The following is a 22,844-nucleotide window of genomic DNA, read 5'->3' on the forward strand; positions in this document are numbered from 1 at the left end:
ATCATACGAACTAAATGGATGAAGGATCCAAATCAACGGATAGTTGAACGCCTTTTTTAATCCATTCCGTACGATACATCCGAATAAGTTGTTGTAAAGTTTCCGTTAAATTCGGTTCTTTTTTATATTTTATCAAACATTGATAGCGATATCGATTTTGGATTCGGCTAATGGAAGCCGCAGTAGGTCCGATTAGTCCTACTTGCGAAGATAATTTAAGTTTTAACCAATCCATTGCTTTTCCAGCATACTCAGCTGCCATTAGAACATCTTCATGTGATACTTGAATAAGGACAACATAGAAATATGGTGGGTAAGCAAATTTATGTCGCATCGCCATTTCTTGCTCATAGAATGGTTCATAATGCTGTTCTTTTGATAGTTGAATCGCATAATGTTCAGGCGTATAAGTTTGGATAATAACCTCACCTGGTAAATCATGTCTTCCGGCACGACCACTTACTTGTGTTAGCAATTGAAAAGTTCGTTCTGCTGCACGGAAGTCAGGAAGATTTAAGGAAGTATCTGCACTTAATACACCAACTAATGTAATTTTAGGAAAATCAAGTCCTTTTGCAATCATTTGAGTACCTAGTAGAATATCTGCTTTCCCTGAGCCAAAATCATCTAGTATACGTTCGTGTGCACCCTTTTGTCTTGTTGTGTCAACATCCATTCGTAAAACTCTTGCTTCCGGAAAAACTTTATGAATCTCAGCTTCAATCTTTTGTGTACCCGTACCAAAAAATCTTATATGTTCACTATGGCATTCTGGACATTCAGATGGAACATGTTCTTCATAACCACAATAGTGACATTTTAATGTTTCTGAAGACCGATGATACGTCATCGAAATATCACAATTTTTGCATTGTACAACCGTACCACAATCACGACATAATACAAAAGAAGAATAGCCACGACGATTTAAAAATAATACGATTTGCTCTTTTCTCTCAAGTCTTATCTGAATCGCATCGGCTAATACAGTAGAGAACATGGACCGATTACCGCTATGCAACTCTTCACGCATATCAATTACTTGAACAGCAGGTAATGATTGTTGTTTCGCTCTTTTAGATAATGTTAATAAGGTATATACGTTTTTCTTTGCTCGTGCAAAGGATTCTAAAGATGGTGTAGCACTGCCTAAAATAACTGGACAATGATGAAATTGACTACGCCATATTGCTATATCTCTAGCATGATAGCGCGGTGTATCTTCTTGTTTATATGTCGACTCATGCTCTTCATCTAAAATAATTAGTCCTAAATTTTTAAAAGGAGCAAAAATAGCAGATCTAGCACCTACTGCTACCTTTACTTCACCTCGTCCAATTTTCCGCCACTCATCATACTTTTCACCTTTTGATAGCCCACTATGCATAACGGCTACTAAATCGCCAAATCGTGCACGAAAGCGTTCAGTCATTTGTGGAGTCAATGAAATCTCAGGTACTAAAACAATAGCCTCTTGTCCATTATCAATCGCTTCTTGAATTGCTTGTAAATAAACTTCTGTTTTTCCACTACCTGTTACACCATGTAATAAGAAAGTAGTTTCTTTCTTTTCTCTCATTGATTTTAAAATTTGTCTAAGTGCTTCATGTTGTTCATCTGTTAATGTTAGAGCCGTAGATTTTTTGATATCTTTTGCAAAAGGATCACGATAAATTTCCTCGTGAAAATACTGCGCTGCGCCCTTTTCTACAACAGCATTTAATACTGCAAGTGTGATGTCTAATGTCTCACAAAGTTCATGAGGGATGAATTCTTCTCCTACATGTTCGATCATCCACTGCACCACTTGTACTTGTTTTTTTGCACGGGAGGAAATAGATATGGCAATTTCCTGCAATTTAGAAATGTCATCTATTACTTTTACTTTACGAATGGCTTTTACTTGTCCTTGCTGTTTGACAATTGTCTTTTGCTCTACGAATCCTTGATTCATACAATATTTAAGCGGCTTTAATAAATTTGCCGCTTCTACTTTTTTATATGGAATCATCTCTTTTTGCCCGAATAACTCCTGTAACTCGACTGGTAAATTAGAAAGTTCTGCCGTTAACTTTATGGATTTCTCATATTTTGCGCGTAATGCTGATGGTAACATTACCTGAAGTGCATCAATTTCATAACATAATGTATGAACTGTCATCCATTTAGCTAACTCAAGCATTTCTTCTGTTAATACAGGTTCAATATCTAAAACTTTAGCAATTGGTTTAATTTTATCAACTGGTACATCTGTTTGTTCTTGTAATGCTGTGATAAAACCAAGAACATTTCTTGGACCAAATGGAACTTTAACACGGCAACCGACTTCAACCAATTCTCGTAACTCTACAGGAACTAAATAATCAAATGGTCTGTCAACAGGGTAAGCAGAGACATCGACAATGACCTGAGCAATCATTACCACATACCTTCTCTTTTTAAAATCGTAGTGAAAAGTTTTAAAGCAAGCTCTTCTTTTGGTAAATGGTCAAATGACTGTTGGAAATCGTCTTTACCAACTAATGTCACAGTATTGGTATCAGTGCCAAATCCACGATCTGATTTAGATACATCGTTGGCAACAATATAATCAGCATTCTTTTTTTCTAGCTTTCCTTTAGCATAATTCAATACATCATTTGTTTCAGCTGCAAAACCAATTAGTAATTGTTGTTTTTTACGTTCACCCAATGTTAGTAAAATATCCGTTGTACGTTCTAACTCAATAATTGAATCGCCAGCTTGTTTTTTCATTTTTTGAGACAATTGATTTTTGGGTCGATAATCTGCTACTGCTGCTGTTTTCACTACGATATCTGCATGATCATATTCTTTTAAAATGGCTTGTAGCATATCTTCAGCACTTTCTACCGAAATTACTTTTACCCCAACCGGTGGGGTCAATGATACTGGGCCTGAGACTAGAATCGTTTCTGCACCAAGTTTTTGTGCAGCTGTTGCCATTGCATACCCCATTTTTCCAGAAGAAAAGTTTGTTAAATATCGCACTGGATCGATTCTTTCTCTCGTGGGTCCAGCAGAAATAACTACCCTTTTCCCTTGTAAAGGTAAATTTTCAGGTTCAAAAAACGTTTCTACTAATGAAACGATTTTCTCAGGTTCTTCTAACCGACCTTTTCCTACATAACCACATGCCAAAAATCCTTCTTCTGGCTCGATAAATTCGTAGCCATCTGAAGCAAGACGGGCAATATTACGTTTTACCGCTGGATGTTCATACATATGAACATTCATTGCTGGAGCAATCCAAACTTTAGATGTCGCTGCAAGTATAGTAGTTGTTACCATATCGTCAGCTATTCCATTGGCAAGCTTTCCTATAACGTTAGCTGTAGCAGGTGCTACAATTATAAGATCTGCCCAATCCGCTAAATCGATATGTGCAATAACGGCTGAATCCTTTTCATCAAAGGTATCTATATATACTTCATTTTTAGACATAACTTGAAAACTTAAAGGATTAACAAAACGGGTTGCAGATTCTGTCATGATTACTTTTACGTGTGCACCTGCTTGTGATAATTTACTAACTAGTGCAACTGCTTTATAAACTGCAATACCGCCTGAAACACAAAGTAAAATGTTTTTATTTGCAATCATGTTTTTCTTCCTCTCAAAACAACATAAGCCCCCAAAGAAAGGAAACTTCTCTGGGAGCTTCAGCGTCGTTAGTTAATCAATTACGCATTTAGCGTAATTGCGCCCAGATTTTAATCGAGTTGCTCGATTAATTTTCTTAAAAATCTGTGGCCTCTGCCTGCGGGCTTTAATCTAATTCAGCGAGAGCACTTATACCCTTTGAATTAGATTAAACTTCATCTTCGTAAACTTTTGTTTCGTCTTGATCTTCTTTTGTAAGAACACCAGCAGCTACTTCTTCAAGTGCTTTTCCTACATTTTTATCAGAAATATATGAAGATAGATGTTCTGGACTTCCTTCTTGCATAGCACGAGCTCTTTTAGCAGCAAGGCTTACAAGTGAATATTTTGAATCAATTTTAGTTTTTAATACGTCAACAGATGGATATAACATCTATTATTCTCCTCTCAACATAGCTAAATATTGTTTTTCTACACGTTCACGTCTACAATGTTCAGCAAGAACAATTGCGTTGACACGTTCACATGCTAATTGTACTTCATCGTTTTCTACGACATAATCGTACAAATTCATCATTTCCAATTCTTTGTTTGCAGCAGCTATACGTGTTGCAATGACGTCTTCTGTTTCAGTTCCGCGACCTATTAATCGTTGTTGTAATTCAGAAAGACTTGGTGGTGCAAGGAAAATGAAGAGTCCGTCTGGTACTTTTTCACGAATTTGCGCTGCACCTTGAACTTCAATTTCAAGAAATACATCACGCCCTGCATCTAATGTTGCATTCACATAATCAATTGGTGTTCCATAATAATTACCTACGTATTGTGCATATTCAAGTAATTTACCTTGTTTAATTAGTTCTTCAAATTCTTCTTTACTTTTGAAGAAATAATCTACACCATCAACTTCTCCCTCACGTGGCTTACGTGTGGTCATGGAAATAGAATATTCATAATTCGTATCTGGTTGTGAGAACAATTCTTTTCGCACTGTACCTTTCCCAACACCGGAAGGACCAGATAAAACAATCAATAATCCACGTTCTCTTCTCATTAACTCTCCCTCATCGTTCCAAATAATAAATCATACAATAATTGATACTATTATTCAATATTTTGAACTTGTTCTCGCATTTTCTCTAATATTGTTTTTGCTTGAACAACAGCAGTGGCTGCTTCTACTGATTGGTTTTTAGAACCAATTGTATTAATCTCACGATGTATTTCTTGCATCAAAAAGTCGAGTTTTCGACCAATCGATGTATCCTCTTGTAGTGTCTCGTCTAATTGTTTCAAATGACTCGTTAAGCGATCTAATTCTTCCGCAATATCTGCTTTTTCAGCAAAAATTGCAACTTCTGTCAAAAGACGTTCCTCTAAATTATCTGCTTGACTAATTTCCTTTATACGTTCTACTAGTTTTTCACGATATTTTTCTACTGCTTGAGGAGAAACACTCTTAATAATAGCAATTTGCTCTTCCAAAGACCTCTTAAAGCCCCTAACTGCAACTGCTAATTCCTGACCTTCTCTTTTTCGCATTTGAATAAGAGCAATAGCTGCCTCTCCTAACGCATTGTCAACTGCATTTAAAAGTTCTTCTTTTGAAAGCTCTTTCGTCTGCAATATTAATGCTTGGTCAAGCTCTAAAATTTCAGACATTGACCATTGTTCTTCTAGAGGAATTTGTTGTCTTAACTCTTCTCTGGCTTCTTTATAAGCATTGACAAGTGGCCAATTTATTTGCACTGCTTGTTCGAGTGGTGTTAATTCTTTCACATAGACGGATACATCTAACTTTCCTCTAGCTACTTTTGTAGAGAGTACTTTTTTTGCGTATACTTCCGCTTCGGTCCAGTCTTTTGGAAATCTAGTTGAAATTTCTAAAAAGCGATGATTTACCGAACGGATTTCTACTGTTAATTGAAATTGTTCCGTTGTTGTGACACCCCTGCCAAATCCAGTCATACTACGCACCAAGGTCAGTCACATCCTTCTTTGCATACTATTTATAAGTATAGCACAAGATAAAAGTTATTGCGTATATTCATGAACTGGTTATCTTTTAATTGTACGCTAAAATTATATTCTGTGGTTATTTTTTTAGAAAAAATTATTTATAGATTTTGTTCAAACTTAGCAATGAATTAAAGTGAATTTAGATTCTGAAATATGTAAAAGTCATATTCATTCTAAAAAAATGGTAAGATAGAACAAAACGCTTTGAAAGAGGAAATTACATATGGCATATGATGGATTATTTACACTAGCGATGACGAAAGAATTACAAAAACTTGTCACTGGTCGCATCGCTAAAGTGCATCAACCAAATGCACAAGAAATCATTTTAACAATTCGAGCTAATGGTAGTAATCATAAATTATTATTTTCTATCCATTCATCTTACGCAAGAGTACATTTAACCGAGCAGGTAGTAGAAAATCCTTCAGAACCACCTATGTTTTGTATGTTATTACGAAAACATATAGAAGGTGGTTTTATCGAATCCATTCAACAAATTGATGGAGATCGAATAATTGTCATCACCATCACTAGCAAAAATGAGATTGGGGACCCCATCACTAGAGAATTACACGCAGAAATCATGGGACGACATAGTAATCTGATTTTAGTTGAACAAGAAACACAGAAAATCGTCGATAGTTTAAAACATTTGCCTCCTGCTATGAACAGTTATCGGACAGTTCTGCCAGGTCAAATTTATGTAGCTCCTCCTGCTCAAGAAAAAGTAAATCCGACACAAGTTACAGATGATGAATTACAAACATTTTTTGCAACAGAAAAAACAGCACAAGAAATCGTCCAACATTTCACTGGCTTTTCGCCTCTTCATGCAAAGGAATTTCTATATCGTGTCTTAGAAAGCAAAAAATCTGAGATTGAATTGTTTCCGGCTTTCATTGAAGAATTTAAAAATGGCGGAACCCAACCAACTTATATAGAGGTAAATGGCAAAACGCATTTTTCACCAGTCGCGCTAACTCATATAGATGGAAAGCCAACTTCTTATCCAACGTTAAGTGCTTTGCTAGATCGAGTCTTCTTCGCAAGAGCCGAGCGAGACCGTGTAAAACAACAAGCTGGTGATTTAGAACGTTGGCTTCAAAACGAGATCAATAAATTGAAATTGAAGTTAAAAAAACTACAAAAAGATTTAAATCGTGCAAATAATTTAGATCAATATCAATTATTTGGTGAATTATTGATGGCCAACCTATATAACTTTGAAAAAGGTCAAAAGGAAATAACAGTTATTAATTACTACGACGAAAATGGATCAGAAGTGAAAATCCCTTTAAGTGAACGTAAAACTCCGATAGAAAATGCTCAAAGCTATTATACAAAGTATAACAAAGCAAAAAATGCACTTATCATGGTGCAACAACAAATCGATAAGACGAATGAAGATTTAGCCTATTTTGAAATGCTTTCTCAGCAAGTTCAACAAGCATCACCACATGATATAGAAGAAATTCGAGAGGAATTAGCAGAACAAGGCTTTATGAAAATGCGTGCTTCCAAACGTCGTAAAAAACCGACAAAACCAGCTCCTGAAGAGTTTATGTCTTCTACAGGCACACGTATTTCTGTAGGAAAAAATAATAAGCAAAACGATTATTTAACCTTTAAAATTGCAAGAAAAGCTGAAATTTGGCTGCACACTAAAGATATCCCTGGATCTCACGTGGTCATCCACGATTCTGATCCCGATGAGCAAACTTTAAGAGAAGCTGCTACATTATCTGCTTATTTCAGTAAAGCAAGGGATTCCTCATCTGTCCCTGTTGACTACACGGAAATTCGTCAAGTGAAAAAGCCTAGCGGCGCTAAACCTGGCTTTGTTATCTATTTTGAACAAAAAACAATCTATGTCACGCCAGACGAAGAACTGGTGATGAAGTTAAAACAAGACTAAACATAAAACGATCAAATTACTTTTCGTAATCTGATCGTTTTTTGTGTTTGAATACAAAAAGTAAATAAGGGGGAAACTAACTGAATCAATAATGAAAGGAGTTTGGTGCTCATGAAGTATAAATTAGTTCGCAACATGCTTGGTCAACCTAATGATACTGCTGATCAAAATATGTCTAATACATTAGAAGATGCCTCAATAAAGCAGTTAAAGAAAGTAGCTAATCATGTAGATGATGTTCTTTTCAAGAATATCCCCACAATTGAAGGCGTCGTAACTGTTATTTACTCCACTTCACTTGTAGAAAAAATGACAATGCAATCTATGGTATTTATTCCATTAGCTAATTATATAAATCAGATTCACCAAATTGGTGAACCGATAAAACTAACTAATATAAAGAAGATTATCAATACGCTAAATTCAGGACAAACTCTTTTATATTTTCATGAAACCAAAACCTTGCTTCATATTGATACGTTTAGTGCTCCTGGACGAGCAATCACAAATACTGAAACCGAATCGACAGTTATTGGACCACAAGATGCCTTTTCAGAATCATTAGAAACAAACATTTCCCTAATTAGAAGACGAATAAAAAATCCCCAGTTAAAAAATGAGAATCGTACAATAGGAAATGAAGTGGCCGTCAAAATCACGATTATGTACATGGATAATATCGTGAATAAAGAATATTTAAGTAGATTAAAAAAACGACTAAATGAAATTCATTTTCCATCGTTTAAAGATATTTCTGAATTAAAGCAGTTAATAGAAGATAATCCATACTCTCCATTTCCACAATATTATATGACTGTACGACCAGATAAAATTAACAACAGCCTTATTGACGGTAGAATTATTATTTTAATGGATAATAGTCAAGCAGCCATCGTTTGTCCTTCAACATTTTTTGAAATGTTCACTACAGTTGAGGATTATTATAATCGTTGGACGACAGCTTCGTTACTTCGTTTTCTTCGGTTCTTTGGTTTTTTCTTAACAATTATTATCACACCCACTTATATTTCTGCATTGACTTTTCATCCAGAAGTTCTACCATATGAGCTCTTATTGAATTTGCAGGAATCTAGAAGTAAAGTTCCTTTCAGCCCACTTTTTGAAGTATTGTTTATTGAGTTAATCATAGAAGTTTTAAGAGAAGCTGGGTCACGATTACCAACAAAAGTTGGTCAGACGATCGGTATTGTTGGAGGTATTGTTATTGGCACTGCAGCAGTTCAAGCTGGATTATTTAGTAATATTTTAATTGTGTTAGTTGCAACTTCTGCATTACTCTCCTTCTTATCGCCAATATTTTTGATGAGTAACGCCAGTAGATTTATTCGATATATTTTTATTTTATCTGCAGGACTATTAGGACTATATGGTCAAATGCTAGCATTTGCCTGGTTGGTATCACATTTACTTCGTTTACAATCTTTAGGAACAGCATACATGGCTCCAGTTATACCTCGAAAGGCTACTGATTTGATGGATAGTATTATTAGATTTCCGATAGCATTCTTAAAATCGAAATCAGGTATTTCAAAAGCACAAAAAAAGTAGATTGCTTTTCTCGAAAGTGAGATGTTTTTCTATTGAGTACAAATAATCAAAAACTGTTAAATAAATATCATGTTATTTTTTTGGCGCAAAGTTCAATGATTGGTACTGGTTTACTCACTTTACCTCAAAGACTTAGTTCAGTCGGTTACAGTCAAGCACTACTACCTCTCTTTTTTGGAATCATCGCAAGTCTAACACTTGGTCAGATGATTTGGCTTGTGTCAAAATATCCAAATAAGAATTTATTTGAGATCAATGAAATTTTGCTTGGGAAAATATTAGGTAAAGGCATTAATGTTTTAATCGTCCTTCAATTTATCATTTTTTGTGCAAGTATTATTAGTGACTACATGCATCTTATACAAAGTACAGCACTACCAGAACAAACAATTATTATTCCCACAATCCTTTTTCTACTGTTATTGATCTATATTACAAATGGAGGCATTACAACCATTGCACGTTTTTGCATTATGACTTTCTTCCTAACAACAGGTATGGTTTATTTTACTCATTGGGCAGTAGAGAAAGGAAGTTTCAATCATATTTTTCCATTATTTAATTACAATGGTCAGGAATTTTTCGAGGCATTCAAAAAAGGCTATTTTACAATCTTAGGTTATGAACTAATTATGTTTTATTTCCCTCTTATTAAAGATCAACAAAAAGCTTATAAACATGCTTTAATTGGTGTCTGGATTAGTATCATAACATGTCTTCTAACTACTATAGTAAGTGTTATGTATAACTCAGAATGGCAACTTGAACATGTTGAATTTCCTGTATTAAATATCTTCAAAGCTGGTGGATTTTCTTTTGTTGAAAGAATAGATATTTTCGGTATGACACTTTGGGTATTTTTGATTTTGTCTACAGTTACTGTCTATTTATGGAGTGCAAAAAAAGGAGTGGATATACTAACATCTAAAAGAGAAAATAATTATTTATATTTCCTTGTGATTGCTATTTTCCTTTTAGTGAAGATGCCCTTTGATCAAGCAACCCAAGAAAAAATATTTTTAGTAAGTAATTACGGTGGATACATGTTAATTGTTTGGCCAATATTTTTAGGCTTTTTATATTTTCTTAGAAAAAAGCAGGTGCAATGATGATTCGAAGCAGTGTATTTATTTCCATATTTTTTTCAATACTTTTCTTGTCAGGATGTTCTCAAGATAAATCAAAGGTACCTTTAGAAGATGTTGCAATGGTTGGTGTCATGGCATTTGACTATATTGAAGAAAACAAAACAAAGTTAACCGTAGTAATTCCACAGTATTCTCCCGAAGCTAAAAAGAATATTCAAACGATTTCAGTTACTACTGATATCGTTTCTAACGGCATTATGAAAATAGGAAAGCTCTCTGATAAAAAGGTGGCATTAAATCAACTTCGTGTTGTACTTATTAATGATGATTTTGCAAGACAAGCAAAAGTAAGGGATATTATTGAGTATTTATACAGGAATCCTCAAGTTGGGAACAAAGTTTATATTGCTGTTGTAAAAGGGAGTGGAGAAGAAATATTGAAGGGACAGTACCCAGACAAGCAAAGTGTTATCTATTATTTAAAAGATTTACTACATCCTAGTGTGACGACGGCCTTTAATCCAAATACTGACATCCATAGTTTTATGTACACCTCAACTAATCCAGTATTTGATCCAATTCTTCCTATGTTAATCAAAAAAGACAGTAAAATTGATATTGAGAATATCGCACTATTTAGAAACGGTCATTTATTTGAAACAATATCTCCAAACGAAGCACTCATCATTCAAGCTTTACAAGGAAAAAAAAATCTGTCTCCGCTATATTTAAAGTTGAATAATAGAGACACTGAGGAGAAAATTATGTTAGATTTAATTAAAAGTAAGGTGAAAATAAAGAGTAATAAAAACATGAATTCCCCAAGACTAACTATTACATTGAAAATTGAAGGAATTCTCAGTGAATATAAAGGAAAATTAAAAAATAAATTAGAAAATAGACAAAATCTAACCATCCTTGAAGATGAAGTAAATAAAGAAGTCGAAACAGATATTAAACAATTTTTAGCAAAACTTAAAGAAATGAAAATTGATCCAATCGGTCTAAGTGAAAATTTCCGAATGTATCACAATGGAAAATGGACAAAAGAGATGACTAAGCAAACAATTAGTAAATTAAATGTGGATGTTCATGTAGAAACTTCAATACTTAGCACGGGTACTTTAAAATAATGCTCCTATTTGAGTATTACCAGATTGAGCCAACATTTGCGGACAATACACTGAATATTAAGGGCGTTAAATAGGCAGACATTGAAGTGGCTTCATCTTCATTTCAATTGCTGCCAAAATTACATAGATCGCTTTTCTTCTAATTCCTTGTCAATAATCCCGATTGCCCAAGAGAACATCCCAGTTGAACATCAATAATAGGTGGCATGGAGCCCGCCCAGCAACATAAAAACCCCGAATAGGTCCGCTTTTTCTAAAAGTGTCTACTATTCGGGGGTTAGTTCAATCAAGTAGATTCCCCTTTTAAATTTCTTAGCTTACTTCAAAAATCGCATAAAGAACTGAGCTTGACATGATTACTTTAATTTTAAAATGTAGTTTACTTAATTGGTGTGTGCGATGGCGCTGATTTCAATCAGTTGCTCTGGGAATGCCAAGTAATTCACGCCGATGAGGCTGCCGGCCGGTCGATGTTGACCTAGGTATTCCTTGAACAGCCTGAGGACTGGTTCGGAATGTTCTTGCGCATTTGTTAAATAGATTTCCATATAGGCGAGATTGGACTTTGTGACACCAAATCCCTCCAGTACTCGATCGAGATTTCCAAACGTCTGTTGGGTCTGTACTTCGATATCACCCTCGCCAAAGAACGAACCATCCATATCGTGGGAAAATTGTCCTGAAATATAGATAGTGCCGTTGACGCTGTAACCTTGGGTAATACCGTGATCCCAAAGACCGTGATCGTAGGTTTTAACAATAGTCATTTTTTCCTCTCCTTTACTTCAATGTAATGTCAGTATAAAATGAACGCAAACAAAAAAATAGTACGCACTTTTTTGATAGATACTACCTGAAAGGATAGTGTAAATATGAGTATGGCTGACTATAAAGAAAAAGGTAATGTTCAAGAGACCCCTTTTGGTTATACAATTTCAGTGATTGGTGGCAAATGGAAAATGCTTATTATTTACCTTCTGGCAGAAAACCAACCCGTTCGATTTAATGATTTGAAAAGAAAAATAGAAGCTATTACTTTTAAAACATTGAGTTCACAACTCAAACAATTGGAAGAGGATGGGATTGTTAGACGCAAAGAGTATCCTCAAATTCCTCCTAAAGTTGAGTACAGTCTCACACATAAAGCAGAAACCCTATTACCTGTTTTGGAACAATTATGTGAGTGGGGAGAAAAAAACAGCAATAATTAATCTCCTTCTGTATAGCTGATGAAATTAATAGCATCATCCGTTCCAAAAACGTGGAAGCATTTTTACGAGAGCAATTAATCATTATTAAATCAAAGTTTAACAAACCAGTTAATACAAACTAAAAAGAGTAGTACTTGTTTATTACACAAGTAGTACTCTTTTTAAATTTACTAGCTCATTTCACCCCTGTTAAGAAAACTAAACGATTCCCACTTGGGTCAGCTACTACAAAATAATTTTCTAGGTCCTGGATTTGAATAAATTGTTTTACATGATTTTTCATCTCAAAATAAGTTTTTTTTGTTGGAAGTTGAAATTGTACTTCTTGTAATCCACTATGCATAGAAAGTGGACGAGCAACATTGCTTCCTGACCAAGTGTTACCAGCAATATGGTGATGATAGCCTCCTGCAGAAACAAAGAAAGCATCATTTAATACTAGTTGAGATTCAAAGCCTAGTACTTCGTTGTAAAAAGCCAATGTTTTTTCTAAATCATCAACTCGCAGGTGTACATGCCCAATAGTTGTCCCCTGTGGTAACTTCCCATCTGTTTCAAATTGAGCAATATTAGAAAGCTCTTTAAAATTTAGTGGATTACTTCCCTCAGGATACTTATCCCAATCCTCTTGTGGCCGATCAGCATAGATTTCAATTCCATTACCTTCAACATCAGATAGATAGAATGCTTCACTATATCCATGATCACTTGCACTATCAAGTTTTGCTATTGGAATAATACGTTCAAAATGTGGGAAACGGTTTACTTGTTCTAATGGACTATCTACTGTTTCTTTGTTGCGAAGTATCTCAAAGAATTTCGTAGCAAAATCTTCTCTACTTGGAACAAGAAAGGCGATATGAAATAAGCCTGTACTTTTAGCAGGTTGAATTTTTTCAGCTGTCTTCCTTAATTCTAAAAGAACTTTTGTATCATTTTTTGCTCCTAAATAGGCAAAGTCTTCTGTCTTACCAAGTAATGTTAACCCCACTACTTGTTCATAAAAATCGATTTGTCTTGTTAAATCGATTACTTTTAAAACGACCCGTTCTACAGAAGTTGCAGCATCAATTGTATATTGAGGAAAAGATTCATCTAATTTTTCAATCATCTATAAAACCCCTCTTCTTTAATCCTTAGTTTTTCAATAGGTTTTATACAATTTTAATATAAAAATTAATACATGGCAAATTATGAGGGATTTTACTTGAATCAATTTCATAGATCTATCGTCTAAATATTCAATCTAATAATTCAGATTATTATTTAACTATACTATCCCCATCATATACCGATCTAGATGGTGCTTTCCGTGAGCAAGCGGTGAGCCTCCTCGGAAGTACTGCGGGGTCTCACCTGTCTCTCTTGTGCCTACTGAAAAAATGAAATAATATAAATTTCAATAGTATATATCTGCTATTACATAAAGTGGAATTAGCTCCGCTTTCCGTGGGCGAACTGACGAGCCTCCTCGTACGCTTCGCTTCCTGCGGGGTCTCGTCTAGTCCGTTTTCCCACAGGAGTCACCATGCATCATCTTCCGCTTCTTCGAATTGTGAAATTACCTCACATACAATCTATTTTTTAAAGAAAAAACTGTAGACAAACTCGAAATTCTTCGTGTTTGTCTACAGCCATGAAATCTTCTTTAAATTATTATTCTAATTAATCTACTTTGTAAAGAGATATTATAGTTTTCCTGCTTTTAAATCAGCGTGCCATTGTAATAATCCTGGAATATCTTCTTCTTGGATAGAACCATTTTCTTTGGCAGTTTGTACTAACGCTTCAAAGTTTGATAGACTTTTATATGGTACTCCTACTTGATCAAAGTTTTCTTGTGCACGAGGCAACATATAAGAATAAACGGATACAACCCCTAAAACTTCTGCTCCTTCTCGACGAAGTGCTTCTACTGCAGTAATACTTGAACCTCCAGTTGAAATGATATCTTCTACAACAACTACTTTTTGTCCTTCGCGTAATTTACCCTCTGTTTGATTACCTCTACCATGATCTTTGGGTTTTGAACGCACATAAACCATTGGTAAATCTAAAATTTCACTTACCCAAGCGGCATGTGGAATACCGGCTGTAGCTGTACCCGCAACAACTTCTGTTTCAGGGAAGTTTTCTTTAATTAATTCAGCAAGACCAGCTGCAATTGTTTTACGAACCTTAGGGTATGAGATTGTTAGTCGAGTATCACAGTAAATTGGTGATTTAATTCCTGATGCCCAAGTAAATAAGTCATTCGGACTTAGTTCTACTGCTCCTACTTCTAATAATCCTTGTGCTACTTCTTTTTGAATTGTCATATTTATTGTCCTCCCCATTGTGCTTGTACTGTGTGATACGCCTTTACTACATCATCCGCTTGTGTAATTGCGCGTCCCACTACGATATGTGTTGATCCATTTTCTTTTGCGAATGCAGGTGTTGCCACACGTTTTTGGTCATGTGAAGCACCGCCTGATAAGCGAATCCCTGGTGTAACCTTCAGAAATTCCTTGCCACATACTTTTTCGATTGCTTTTGCTTCTAAGACAGAGCAAACTACTCCATCAAGTCCAGATGCTTTTGCAAGCTTTGCATAATTAAGTACAGATTCTTCTAGTGTAGTTCCTATTTTTTGTTCTTGCTGCATTTGCTCTTCTGAAGTTGATGTAAGCTGTGTTACTGCGATTAATGATGGGCGCTTCTTACCATCAGGAGTACCTTCTTGTAATCCTTCAAGTGCTGCTTTCATCATCAAACTTCCACCAGCAGCATGAACATTTACAACATCCACACCTAATTTTGCTAAACCTCTCATGGCAGACTTAACAGTGTTTGGAATGTCATGAAGTTTTAAATCTAAAAACACTTCATGACCAAGCTCTTTTATTTTTTTTATAATGGATGGGCCTTCTTGTAAATAGAGTTCTAGACCAACTTTCACAAATAATGGCTCGTCGAACTGAGAGAGAAAGTTAAAAACTCTCTCTTCTGATGGAAAATCTAATGCGATCATCGGCTTATGTGTCATTTATCGGTGGCTCCTTCCCATAATATCCGTTAGTTTTTCACAGGCTAATTCATCTAATTTATGAGGGAGTGCATCAATGATATTCGGACATACAAAAGGATCTACAAAGTTCGCAGTACCAACAGCTACTGCACTTGCACCCGCAGATAAGAAATCAATGACATCTTCAGCATTTGTAATACCGCCCATACCAATGATTGGAATTTTCACTTGTTGGCTTACATCGTACACCATTCGTATAGCAACCGGTTTTACAGCTGGACCTGATAATCCTCCAGTTCCATTGGCAATAACTGGTTTTCCAGTGATGGGATTTAGCCGCATTCCGATTAATGTATTAATCATTGTTAGACCATCCGCACCACCTGCTTCAACTGCCTTTGCAATCTCTCCAATATTTGTAACATTAGGTGATAGTTTTACATATACAGGAACATTTGATACAGCTTTGACAGCAGCTGTTAATTCGCTAGCAGTTTTTGCATCCGTACCAAATTGAATACCACCACATTTTACATTTGGACATGAGATATTAAGTTCTAGAGCTTTCACATTTGGAGCCGTTGAAATTTTTTCTGCGACAGCTACATAATCAGCAGTTTCTGTTCCAGCTACATTTGCAATGATGGGTACATCATATTGTTCTAACCATGGTAATTCATATTCCATTACATGGGCTAAACCTGGATTTTGTAGGCCAATGGCATTTAACATACCTGAAGAGGTTTCTGCTACACGAGGCGTTGGATTTCCTTTTCTTGTTTCTAATGTTGTCGCTTTGATCATAATAGCACCTAATTTGGAAAGATCGTATAATTTTGCATATTCTTGACCAAAACCGAAGCAACCTGATGCAGGAATGATGGGGTTTTTCAATGTTAAACCAGGTAAATCTACTTGTAATCGATTCATAGTGCAACCACTCCTCTCGGAAAGACAGGACCATCTGAACAAATTTTTAAATAATCCTTTGCTACAGCATCTGTTGTCTCACATACACAAGCATAACAAGCACCTATACCACAGCCCATTCGTTCTTCAAAAGATAGGAATCCTTTTTTATCAGGAAATGCTTGCTCTAACGCTTTTAGCATTGGAATTGGACCACAGCTATAGAAAACATTAAATTCAGGGTTAAGCTGTGCTAATAAATCAGTAACAAACCCTTTTGATCCGTAGCTTCCATCAGCAGTCACAATATATGTGTCACCTAGTTCACTAAATTGTTTCTCATAAAAGACATTATTGATGGATTGGAACCCTAATACATGTATTGTCCGAACACCTTTTGCATTAAGCTGTTTCGAAAGTTCATATAACGGCGGTACACCTATTCCTCCTCCAACAAGTAATGCTGTTTCACCTGTTTCAGCCTCTTCCACCGGGAATCCATTTCCTAATGGTCCTAGTACATCGACTTCATCACCAGGTTGTTTTAAAGAAAGTATTTTTGTACCACGTCCACCAGCACGATAGAGCATTGTAAATTCCATATGTTCTGGATCAATTGAGCATATACTAATGGGTCTTCTAAGTAATGGTTCAAAGCTATCTGAAACACGAATGTGTACGAACTGACCAGGTTGTTTCATTTCAAGGGAAAGCTGACCAATTAAGGTCAGCTCAAAAATATCGTCTGCTATTTGTTTATGACGAACTACTTTCATTCTTTCTTGTTTAATCATGCGTGCACCTCTAACTCTGCTTTTGGCATAGCACTAGCTGTGAATGTCATCGATTCAATTACACGTAAAATTGCTTCTGCTGTATCAAGGGAAGTTAGACAAGCAACGCCATTTTCTACTGATTCACGACGAATTCTAAAGCCATCACGTGCTGGTTGTTTTCCTTTAGTAAGTGTATTGATCACTAGTTGAGCATTACCATTTTGAATAACATCCAATAATGTTGGACCGTTTGAGCCAATTTTATCTACTACAGTTGATTGGATACCAGCTTGTTTCAATGCTTCTGCTGTACCTGGTGTTGCTAGAATTGAGTAGCCAATTTCAACAAAGCGTTTTGCAAGTGCAATGGCTTCTGCTTTATCTTTGTCTGCAACAGTCATTAATACTGCACCATGATCTTCTATCTTCATGCCTGCTGCAACAAAACCTTTATATAGTGCTTTTTCAAGCGTACTGTCTTTCCCCATAACTTCACCTGTTGATTTCATTTCAGGTCCTAATGTTGTATCAACACGACGTAGTTTAGCAAAGCTGAATACTGGGACTTTTACGAACACTCCATCTTTTGCTTGAGCTAAACCAGTTGGATAACCTTGTTGTGTAATGGATTGACCTAGAATAGCTTTTGTTGCAACATTTGCCATTGGAATATTCGTAATTTTACTTAGGAATGGGACTGTACGTGATGCACGTGGGTTTACTTCGATTACATAGACAACATCTTTTGAAATTACATATTGAATATTCATCAACCCTATAATTCCTAAACCTTTTGCAAGTCTTGTTGTATAATCCACCAATGTATCTATATGTTTTTGTGATAAGTTTTGAGGTGGATATACTGCTATTGAGTCACCTGAGTGAACCCCTGCACGTTCGATATGTTCCATAATCCCTGGGATTAGAACATTTTCTCCATCGCAAATTGCATCGACTTCAATTTCTTTACCAGTTAAGTAACGATCGATTAATACTGGATGCTCAGGAGATGCTTCAACCGCATTCTCCATATAGTGTTTTAACTCATCTGTGTTGTAGACAATTTCCATTGCACGTCCTCCCAATACATAAGAAGGACGAACTAGGACTGGGTAGCCTATATCTTCAGCGATTGCGATTGCTTGTGGTGTATTTGTAGCTGTTTTACCTTTTGGTTGAGGAATACCCAATTCATGAAGAGCTTCCTCGAAACGATCACGTGATTCTGCTCGGTCGATTGCGTCAAGGGATGTACCTAAAATTTTCACACCTCGCGCTTCTAACTTATCTGCAAGGTTAATGGCTGTTTGACCACCGAATTGAACGACAACACCTTTTGGTTGTTCGAGATCGATAATATGCATTACATCTTCAATTGTTAATGGTTCAAAGTAAAGTTTGTCTGAAATAGAGAAGTCTGTTGATACGGTTTCTGGATTTGAGTTGATGATAATTGCTTCGTATCCTGCTTCTTGAATTGCCCATACAGAATGTACAGTTGCATAGTCAAATTCAACCCCTTGTCCGATACGAATTGGACCAGAGCCAAGTACGATCACCGATTCTCGATCAGAGCGAATTGATTCATTCTCATCTTCGTATGTGCCATAGAAGTATGGTGTTTCGGATTCGAATTCTGCTGCACAAGTATCGACCATCTTGTAAACTGGAATAATACCATGTTCTTTACGGAAGTCGTATACTTCTCCTTCTGTCATACCCCATAGTTTGCCAATTGTTTCATCTGCAAAACCAATTTTCTTTGCATGACGTAAAACTTCAATATCTTGTGGGTTTTCTTTTAAAGTAGTTTCATAATCAATGATATTTTTGAATTTATCTAAGAAGAATAAATCGATTTTGCTCCATTCATGGATTTGTTCGATTGTTACACCTCTTCTAAGCGCTTCGCCCAAGAAGAACAGACGTTCATCTCCTGCTTTTTTTACACGTTTTTCAATCCATGCATCCGATAGTTCTTCAGCATTTTTCATTTCTATATGTTTATGACCTGTTTCTAATGATCGAACAGCTTTTAACATAGCTTCTTCAAAATTACGACCGATTGCCATAACTTCCCCAGTTGCTTTCATTTGAGTACCTAAGTTACGTTTTGCCGTTTCAAATTTATCAAATGGCCAACGTGGAATTTTAGCTACAACATAGTCAAGTGCTGGTTCGAAGCAAGCATAAGTTTTTCCTGTTACTGGATTAATCATCTCATCTAGTGTTAAACCTACTGCAATTTTGGCAGCTAGTTTGGCAATTGGATACCCTGTTGCTTTTGAAGCAAGAGCTGATGAGCGGGATACACGAGGGTTTACTTCGATAATATAGAAGTTAAAGCTATTTGGATCTAGTGCAAGTTGAACGTTACAACCACCTTCAATCCCTAGAGCGCGAATAATTTTCAAAGATACATTACGTAACATATGATATTCGCGATCAGAAAGTGTTTGAGAAGGAGCGACTACGATCGAATCACCTGTATGAATTCCTACAGGATCAACATTTTCCATGTTACATACTACAATCGCATTGTCTTTTGAGTCACGCATTACTTCATATTCAATTTCCTTGTAGCCAGCAATTGATTTTTCAAGTAGGCATTGTGTTACTGGAGAATATTTTAAGCCTGATGAAACAATTTCATGAAGATCTTGTTCATTGTAGCAAATACCGCCACCAGTACCGCCAAGCGTAAAGGCTGGACGAACAATTACTGGATAACCAATTTTTTCAACAAATGCTTCAGCTTCAGCTAAGTTATGAATGATTTCTGATTCCGGTGTTGGTACATCTAATTCATACATTAGATTACGGAATAAGTCGCGGTCCTCTGCTTGATTAATCGCATCTAATTTTGTACCAAGTATTTCAATTCCTAGTTCATCTAAAATACCTGATTTATGAAGCTCAATTGCCATATTCAAACCAGTTTGACCACCAAGTGTAGGTAAGATAGCATCTGGACGTTCTTTTCGTAGAATACGAGTAACAAATTCCAGTGAGATCGGCTCTATGTAAACCGTATCTGCAATTTCAGTATCTGTCATAATTGTTGCGGGGTTTGAGTTAATCAGAATAACTCGGTAACCTTCCTCTTTTAGAGATAGACAGGCTTGCGTACCTGCATAGTCGAATTCTGCTGCCTGTCCAATAACAATTGGACCGGAACCGATTACTAAAATGGATTTAATATCTTGACGTTTAGGCATGTTGTTTTTGCTCCTCTCTAGTATTGTTATTCATTAACTCGATAAATTCATCGAATAAGTGATTAGGATCTTCAGGTCCAGGTGAAGCTTCTGGATGATATTGCACAGTGAATACTGGATATTTCTTGTGACGTAAACCTTCACAAGTTCCATCATTTAAGGCAACATGAGTCACTTCCAAATCTGTTCCTTCAAGTGAGTCACTATCAATCGCAAAGCCATGATTTTGAGAAGTTAATTCTGTACGACCTGTGCGAAGATCTTTTACCGGATGGTTCGCACCACGATGTCCAAATTTCAGTTTGAATGATTTTGCCCCACATGCAAGTCCGAATAATTGATGCCCTAAGCAAATGCCGAAGATTGGCACTTTTCCAATTAATCCTCTTACCGTTTCGATTGCCTCAGGTACATCTTGTGGATTTCCTGGTCCATTCGATAACATAATACCGTCAGGATGGTAAGCTAGAACTTCTTTTGCAGTAGTATTATATGGTACAACAATGACATCACAGTCACGTTTGTTTAATTCACGAAGAATCCCATGTTTCATACCGAAATCCATTAATACAACGCGTTTTCCACGTCCCGGAGATGGATAAGCACTTTTAGTAGATACTTGAGCCACTTGGTCTATTGGAAATGTTGTGTTACGTAGACGATTTACTACTTCTTCTACATTTACTTCTACGCCTGCTGCTGAAAGATACCCTTTAACTGCCCCTTCGTTACGAATCAAACGAGTTAGTTTTCGTGTATCTATTCCTTCAATACCAGGAATGTCTTTCAACTTGAAGTAGTCATCTAATGTTCCTTCATTTCGGAAGTTTGATGGTGCTTTTGCTAATTCGTGAACTACGAAACCTTTGATTGCAGGAGTAATTGTTTCAAAGTCATCACGGTTTATGCCGTAATTTCCTATTAATGGATAGGTCATCGTAACAATTTGACCGCAAAACGATGGGTCTGAAAGCGTTTCTTGATAACCTGTCATACCTGTAGTGAATACAACTTCACCATCAGATTCTTTTTCACTACCAAAAGCTTTTCCTTCAAATACTTCGCCTGTTTCTAAAATCAGTTTTCTTGTTGTCATTGTGCATCCTCCCATACAATATTACCTTCAAAGATTGTTAGAATTGGCCAACCTTTTGCCTCCCAACCATTAAATGGTGTATTGCGGCCTTTGGAAACAAATTCTTCAGCTTTAACTTCTTTCTTTTTCTCTAAGTCAATTAAGATCAAATCGGCTGATGTACCAACTTCAATTTTTCCGTAAGGTAAATTGAACAATTTTGCTGGTTTAACAGTCATCCAATCAATTAATTGTTTTAATGTCCATTTTCCAGTTTCAACGAATTGTGTATATAAAAGTGGAAAAGCAGTTTCAAAACCTACAATTCCAAATGGAGCTCCCACCATACCGCAACATTTTTCTTCTTGTGTATGAGGAGCGTGGTCAGTAGCAATACAATCGATTGTACCGTCTAGCAAGCCATCATGTAATGCTTGCCAATCCTCATTTGCACGAAGTGGTGGGTTCATCTTCCAATTAGCATCATCTGATGGGATGTCCATTTCTTCTAATAACAAATGATGTGGACAAACTTCAGCAGTGACATTGATTCCTGCTGCTTTTGCATCACGAACTACCCTAACAGATTCCTTTGTAGAAACGTGACATACATGATAGTGTGCACCTGCAGCTTCAGCTAGTAGCACATCACGTGCAATTTGTACGGATTCACAAATAGATGGGATTCCTGGTAAACCTAGTTCTTTATTTCGTTTTCCTTCGTGCATAACTCCATCATAAATTAATGAGTTATCTTCACAGTGAGCAACAACTGTCATGCCAATAGTTGCTGCATCCTTCATTTGTTCATACATTGTTGATGCCGCTTGTACACCTACACCATCGTCTGAAAAAGCAACCGCCCCGTGTTCTTTCAACTCTTGTAGATTTGTTCTTGCATCCCCTGATTGTGCCACAGTAAGTGAACCATAAGGAAGTACTCTTACAACTGCACTTTTCTCAATTAAACCATTAATTAAATTTAAGTTTTTTGCTGAATCTGGCACAGGCTTTGTATTTGGCATTGCACAAATAGTTGTGAATCCACCTTTCGCAGCAGATAGAGAGCCTGTAGCAATTGTTTCTTTATGCTCAAAACCTGGTTCTCGTAAGTGCACATGAACATCAACAAATCCTGGAGCTATAACATGACCTTTTCCATCAATTATTTCATCTGTTGAGTAATCTAAATGTTCACCGATTGCTGCAATTTTGCCATTCTCAATGAATATTTCTGTTGCTACTAAATCTCCTTGCTCATTCAACATCTGTACATTCTTTATAAGTTTTGTCATGT

At 36.2% G+C, this 22,844-nt stretch carries 19 protein-coding genes; 5 read left to right on the forward strand and 14 right to left on the reverse strand.

Annotated features, from left to right (window positions below):
* Nucleotides 1-10 precede the first annotated feature (10 nt).
* From priA to CEF14_RS09995, 5 genes are all read right to left on the reverse strand, one after another.
* Entirely contained in the window at nt 11-2,419 is a 2,409-nt protein-coding gene (priA, locus tag CEF14_RS09975; RefSeq protein WP_102692712.1) for a primosomal protein N', read from the reverse strand.
* On the reverse strand, nt 2,419-3,621 hold the full coding sequence (gene coaBC / locus CEF14_RS09980; protein ID WP_102692713.1) for a bifunctional phosphopantothenoylcysteine decarboxylase/phosphopantothenate--cysteine ligase CoaBC: 1,203 nt from the start codon (nt 3,619-3,621) through the stop codon (nt 2,419-2,421). Before coaBC ends, priA begins: the two co-directional genes overlap by 1 nt.
* A gap of 208 nt (nt 3,622-3,829) precedes the next feature.
* Nucleotides 3,830-4,054, reverse strand: coding sequence for a DNA-directed RNA polymerase subunit omega (gene rpoZ, locus CEF14_RS09985; protein ID WP_102692714.1), 225 nt, complete (start codon nt 4,052-4,054; stop codon nt 3,830-3,832).
* A gap of 3 nt (nt 4,055-4,057) precedes the next feature.
* The gene (gene gmk / locus CEF14_RS09990) at nt 4,058-4,675 is read right to left on the reverse strand and encodes a guanylate kinase (RefSeq protein ID WP_102692715.1); all 618 of its coding nucleotides are present in this window, start codon (nt 4,673-4,675) and stop codon (nt 4,058-4,060) included.
* A 50-nt stretch (nt 4,676-4,725) separates the two neighbouring features.
* Nucleotides 4,726-5,601, reverse strand: coding sequence for a YicC/YloC family endoribonuclease (locus CEF14_RS09995; protein ID WP_102692716.1), 876 nt, complete (start codon nt 5,599-5,601; stop codon nt 4,726-4,728).
* Between the two features lie 262 nt (nt 5,602-5,863).
* Between CEF14_RS09995 and CEF14_RS10000 the strand changes: the two genes are divergently transcribed.
* From CEF14_RS10000 to CEF14_RS10015, 4 genes are all read left to right on the forward strand, one after another.
* Nucleotides 5,864-7,558 carry an Rqc2 family fibronectin-binding protein gene (locus CEF14_RS10000; protein ID WP_102692717.1) on the forward strand — a complete coding sequence of 565 codons (1,695 nt, stop codon included), beginning with the start codon at nt 5,864-5,866 and terminating at the stop codon, nt 7,556-7,558.
* Nucleotides 7,559-7,669: 111 nt separating this feature from the next.
* On the forward strand, nt 7,670-9,127 hold the full coding sequence (locus CEF14_RS10005) for a spore germination protein (protein ID WP_102692718.1): 1,458 nt from the start codon (nt 7,670-7,672) through the stop codon (nt 9,125-9,127).
* Between the two features lie 32 nt (nt 9,128-9,159).
* Nucleotides 9,160-10,236: a GerAB/ArcD/ProY family transporter gene (locus CEF14_RS10010; RefSeq protein WP_102692719.1), complete on the forward strand. Its 1,077-nt coding sequence runs from the start codon at nt 9,160-9,162 to the stop codon at nt 10,234-10,236.
* Complete coding sequence (locus CEF14_RS10015; protein ID WP_102692720.1) at nt 10,236-11,348, forward strand: Ger(x)C family spore germination protein; 1,113 nt, start codon at nt 10,236-10,238, stop codon at nt 11,346-11,348. Before CEF14_RS10010 ends, CEF14_RS10015 begins: the two co-directional genes overlap by 1 nt.
* Before the next feature lie 383 nt (nt 11,349-11,731).
* Here the strand turns inward: CEF14_RS10015 and CEF14_RS10020 are convergent, their stop codons facing one another.
* Nucleotides 11,732-12,115 (reverse strand): RidA family protein, encoded by a 384-nt coding sequence (locus tag CEF14_RS10020; protein WP_102692721.1) that lies wholly within the window; start codon nt 12,113-12,115, stop codon nt 11,732-11,734.
* Between the two features lie 105 nt (nt 12,116-12,220).
* Here CEF14_RS10020 and CEF14_RS10025 point away from each other — a divergent pair, with 105 nt between their 5' ends.
* Nucleotides 12,221-12,559 carry a winged helix-turn-helix transcriptional regulator gene (locus tag CEF14_RS10025; RefSeq protein ID WP_102692722.1) on the forward strand — a complete coding sequence of 113 codons (339 nt, stop codon included), beginning with the start codon at nt 12,221-12,223 and terminating at the stop codon, nt 12,557-12,559.
* Between the two features lie 175 nt (nt 12,560-12,734).
* On the opposite strand, the gene CEF14_RS10030 is transcribed toward CEF14_RS10025, so the two are convergent.
* The 8 genes from CEF14_RS10030 to CEF14_RS10065 form a co-directional block, all read right to left on the reverse strand.
* The gene (locus CEF14_RS10030; protein ID WP_102692723.1) at nt 12,735-13,670 is read right to left on the reverse strand and encodes a VOC family protein; all 936 of its coding nucleotides are present in this window, start codon (nt 13,668-13,670) and stop codon (nt 12,735-12,737) included.
* Nucleotides 13,671-14,247: 577 nt separating this feature from the next.
* A complete protein-coding gene (gene pyrE / locus CEF14_RS10035) occupies nt 14,248-14,877 on the reverse strand; it encodes an orotate phosphoribosyltransferase (protein ID WP_102692724.1) in 630 nt (209 codons plus the stop codon).
* A gap of 2 nt (nt 14,878-14,879) precedes the next feature.
* Complete coding sequence (pyrF, locus tag CEF14_RS10040; RefSeq protein WP_102692725.1) at nt 14,880-15,587, reverse strand: orotidine-5'-phosphate decarboxylase; 708 nt, start codon at nt 15,585-15,587, stop codon at nt 14,880-14,882.
* Nucleotides 15,588-16,499 (reverse strand): dihydroorotate dehydrogenase, encoded by a 912-nt coding sequence (locus CEF14_RS10045; protein ID WP_102692726.1) that lies wholly within the window; start codon nt 16,497-16,499, stop codon nt 15,588-15,590.
* The gene (locus tag CEF14_RS10050; protein WP_102692727.1) at nt 16,496-17,272 is read right to left on the reverse strand and encodes a dihydroorotate dehydrogenase electron transfer subunit; all 777 of its coding nucleotides are present in this window, start codon (nt 17,270-17,272) and stop codon (nt 16,496-16,498) included. The genes CEF14_RS10045 and CEF14_RS10050 overlap by 4 nt, the downstream gene beginning before the upstream one ends.
* The gene (gene carB / locus CEF14_RS10055) at nt 17,269-20,472 is read right to left on the reverse strand and encodes a carbamoyl-phosphate synthase large subunit (protein WP_102692728.1); all 3,204 of its coding nucleotides are present in this window, start codon (nt 20,470-20,472) and stop codon (nt 17,269-17,271) included. The genes CEF14_RS10050 and carB overlap by 4 nt, the downstream gene beginning before the upstream one ends.
* Entirely contained in the window at nt 20,465-21,568 is a 1,104-nt protein-coding gene (locus CEF14_RS10060; protein ID WP_102692729.1) for a carbamoyl phosphate synthase small subunit, read from the reverse strand. Before CEF14_RS10060 ends, carB begins: the two co-directional genes overlap by 8 nt.
* On the reverse strand, nt 21,565-22,842 hold the full coding sequence (locus tag CEF14_RS10065; RefSeq protein ID WP_102692730.1) for a dihydroorotase: 1,278 nt from the start codon (nt 22,840-22,842) through the stop codon (nt 21,565-21,567). Before CEF14_RS10065 ends, CEF14_RS10060 begins: the two co-directional genes overlap by 4 nt.
* Nucleotides 22,843-22,844: the final 2 nt, after the last annotated feature.

The sequence above is a fragment of the Rummeliibacillus pycnus genome, assembly GCF_002884495.1.
In the GTDB taxonomy this organism is placed as follows: Bacteria; Bacillota; Bacilli; order Bacillales_A; family Planococcaceae; genus Rummeliibacillus; species Rummeliibacillus pycnus.

Excerpts from the sequence above, each read along its gene's own strand:
- gmk (WP_102692715.1), bottom strand. The coding sequence starts at position 4,675 with ATGAGAAGAGAACGTGGATTATTGATTGTTTTATCTGGTCCTTCCGGT.
- priA (WP_102692712.1), bottom strand. The coding sequence starts at position 2,419 with ATGATTGCTCAGGTCATTGTCGATGTCTCTGCTTACCCTGTTGACAGA.
- CEF14_RS10065 (WP_102692730.1), bottom strand. The coding sequence starts at position 22,842 with ATGACAAAACTTATAAAGAATGTACAGATGTTGAATGAGCAAGGAGAT.
- CEF14_RS10060 (WP_102692729.1), bottom strand. The coding sequence starts at position 21,568 with ATGACAACAAGAAAACTGATTTTAGAAACAGGCGAAGTATTTGAAGGA.
- pyrF (WP_102692725.1), bottom strand. The coding sequence starts at position 15,587 with ATGACACATAAGCCGATGATCGCATTAGATTTTCCATCAGAAGAGAGA.
- CEF14_RS10020 (WP_102692721.1), bottom strand. The coding sequence starts at position 12,115 with ATGACTATTGTTAAAACCTACGATCACGGTCTTTGGGATCACGGTATT.
- pyrE (WP_102692724.1), bottom strand. The coding sequence starts at position 14,877 with ATGACAATTCAAAAAGAAGTAGCACAAGGATTATTAGAAGTAGGAGCA.
- CEF14_RS10005 (WP_102692718.1), top strand. The coding sequence starts at position 7,670 with ATGAAGTATAAATTAGTTCGCAACATGCTTGGTCAACCTAATGATACT.
- CEF14_RS10025 (WP_102692722.1), top strand. The coding sequence starts at position 12,221 with ATGAGTATGGCTGACTATAAAGAAAAAGGTAATGTTCAAGAGACCCCT.
- CEF14_RS10015 (WP_102692720.1), top strand. The coding sequence starts at position 10,236 with ATGATTCGAAGCAGTGTATTTATTTCCATATTTTTTTCAATACTTTTC.
- coaBC (WP_102692713.1), bottom strand. The coding sequence starts at position 3,621 with ATGATTGCAAATAAAAACATTTTACTTTGTGTTTCAGGCGGTATTGCA.
- CEF14_RS10000 (WP_102692717.1), top strand. The coding sequence starts at position 5,864 with ATGGCATATGATGGATTATTTACACTAGCGATGACGAAAGAATTACAA.
- CEF14_RS10045 (WP_102692726.1), bottom strand. The coding sequence starts at position 16,499 with ATGAATCGATTACAAGTAGATTTACCTGGTTTAACATTGAAAAACCCC.
- CEF14_RS10050 (WP_102692727.1), bottom strand. The coding sequence starts at position 17,272 with ATGATTAAACAAGAAAGAATGAAAGTAGTTCGTCATAAACAAATAGCA.
- rpoZ (WP_102692714.1), bottom strand. The coding sequence starts at position 4,054 with ATGTTATATCCATCTGTTGACGTATTAAAAACTAAAATTGATTCAAAA.
- carB (WP_102692728.1), bottom strand. The coding sequence starts at position 20,472 with ATGCCTAAACGTCAAGATATTAAATCCATTTTAGTAATCGGTTCCGGT.
- CEF14_RS10030 (WP_102692723.1), bottom strand. The coding sequence starts at position 13,670 with ATGATTGAAAAATTAGATGAATCTTTTCCTCAATATACAATTGATGCT.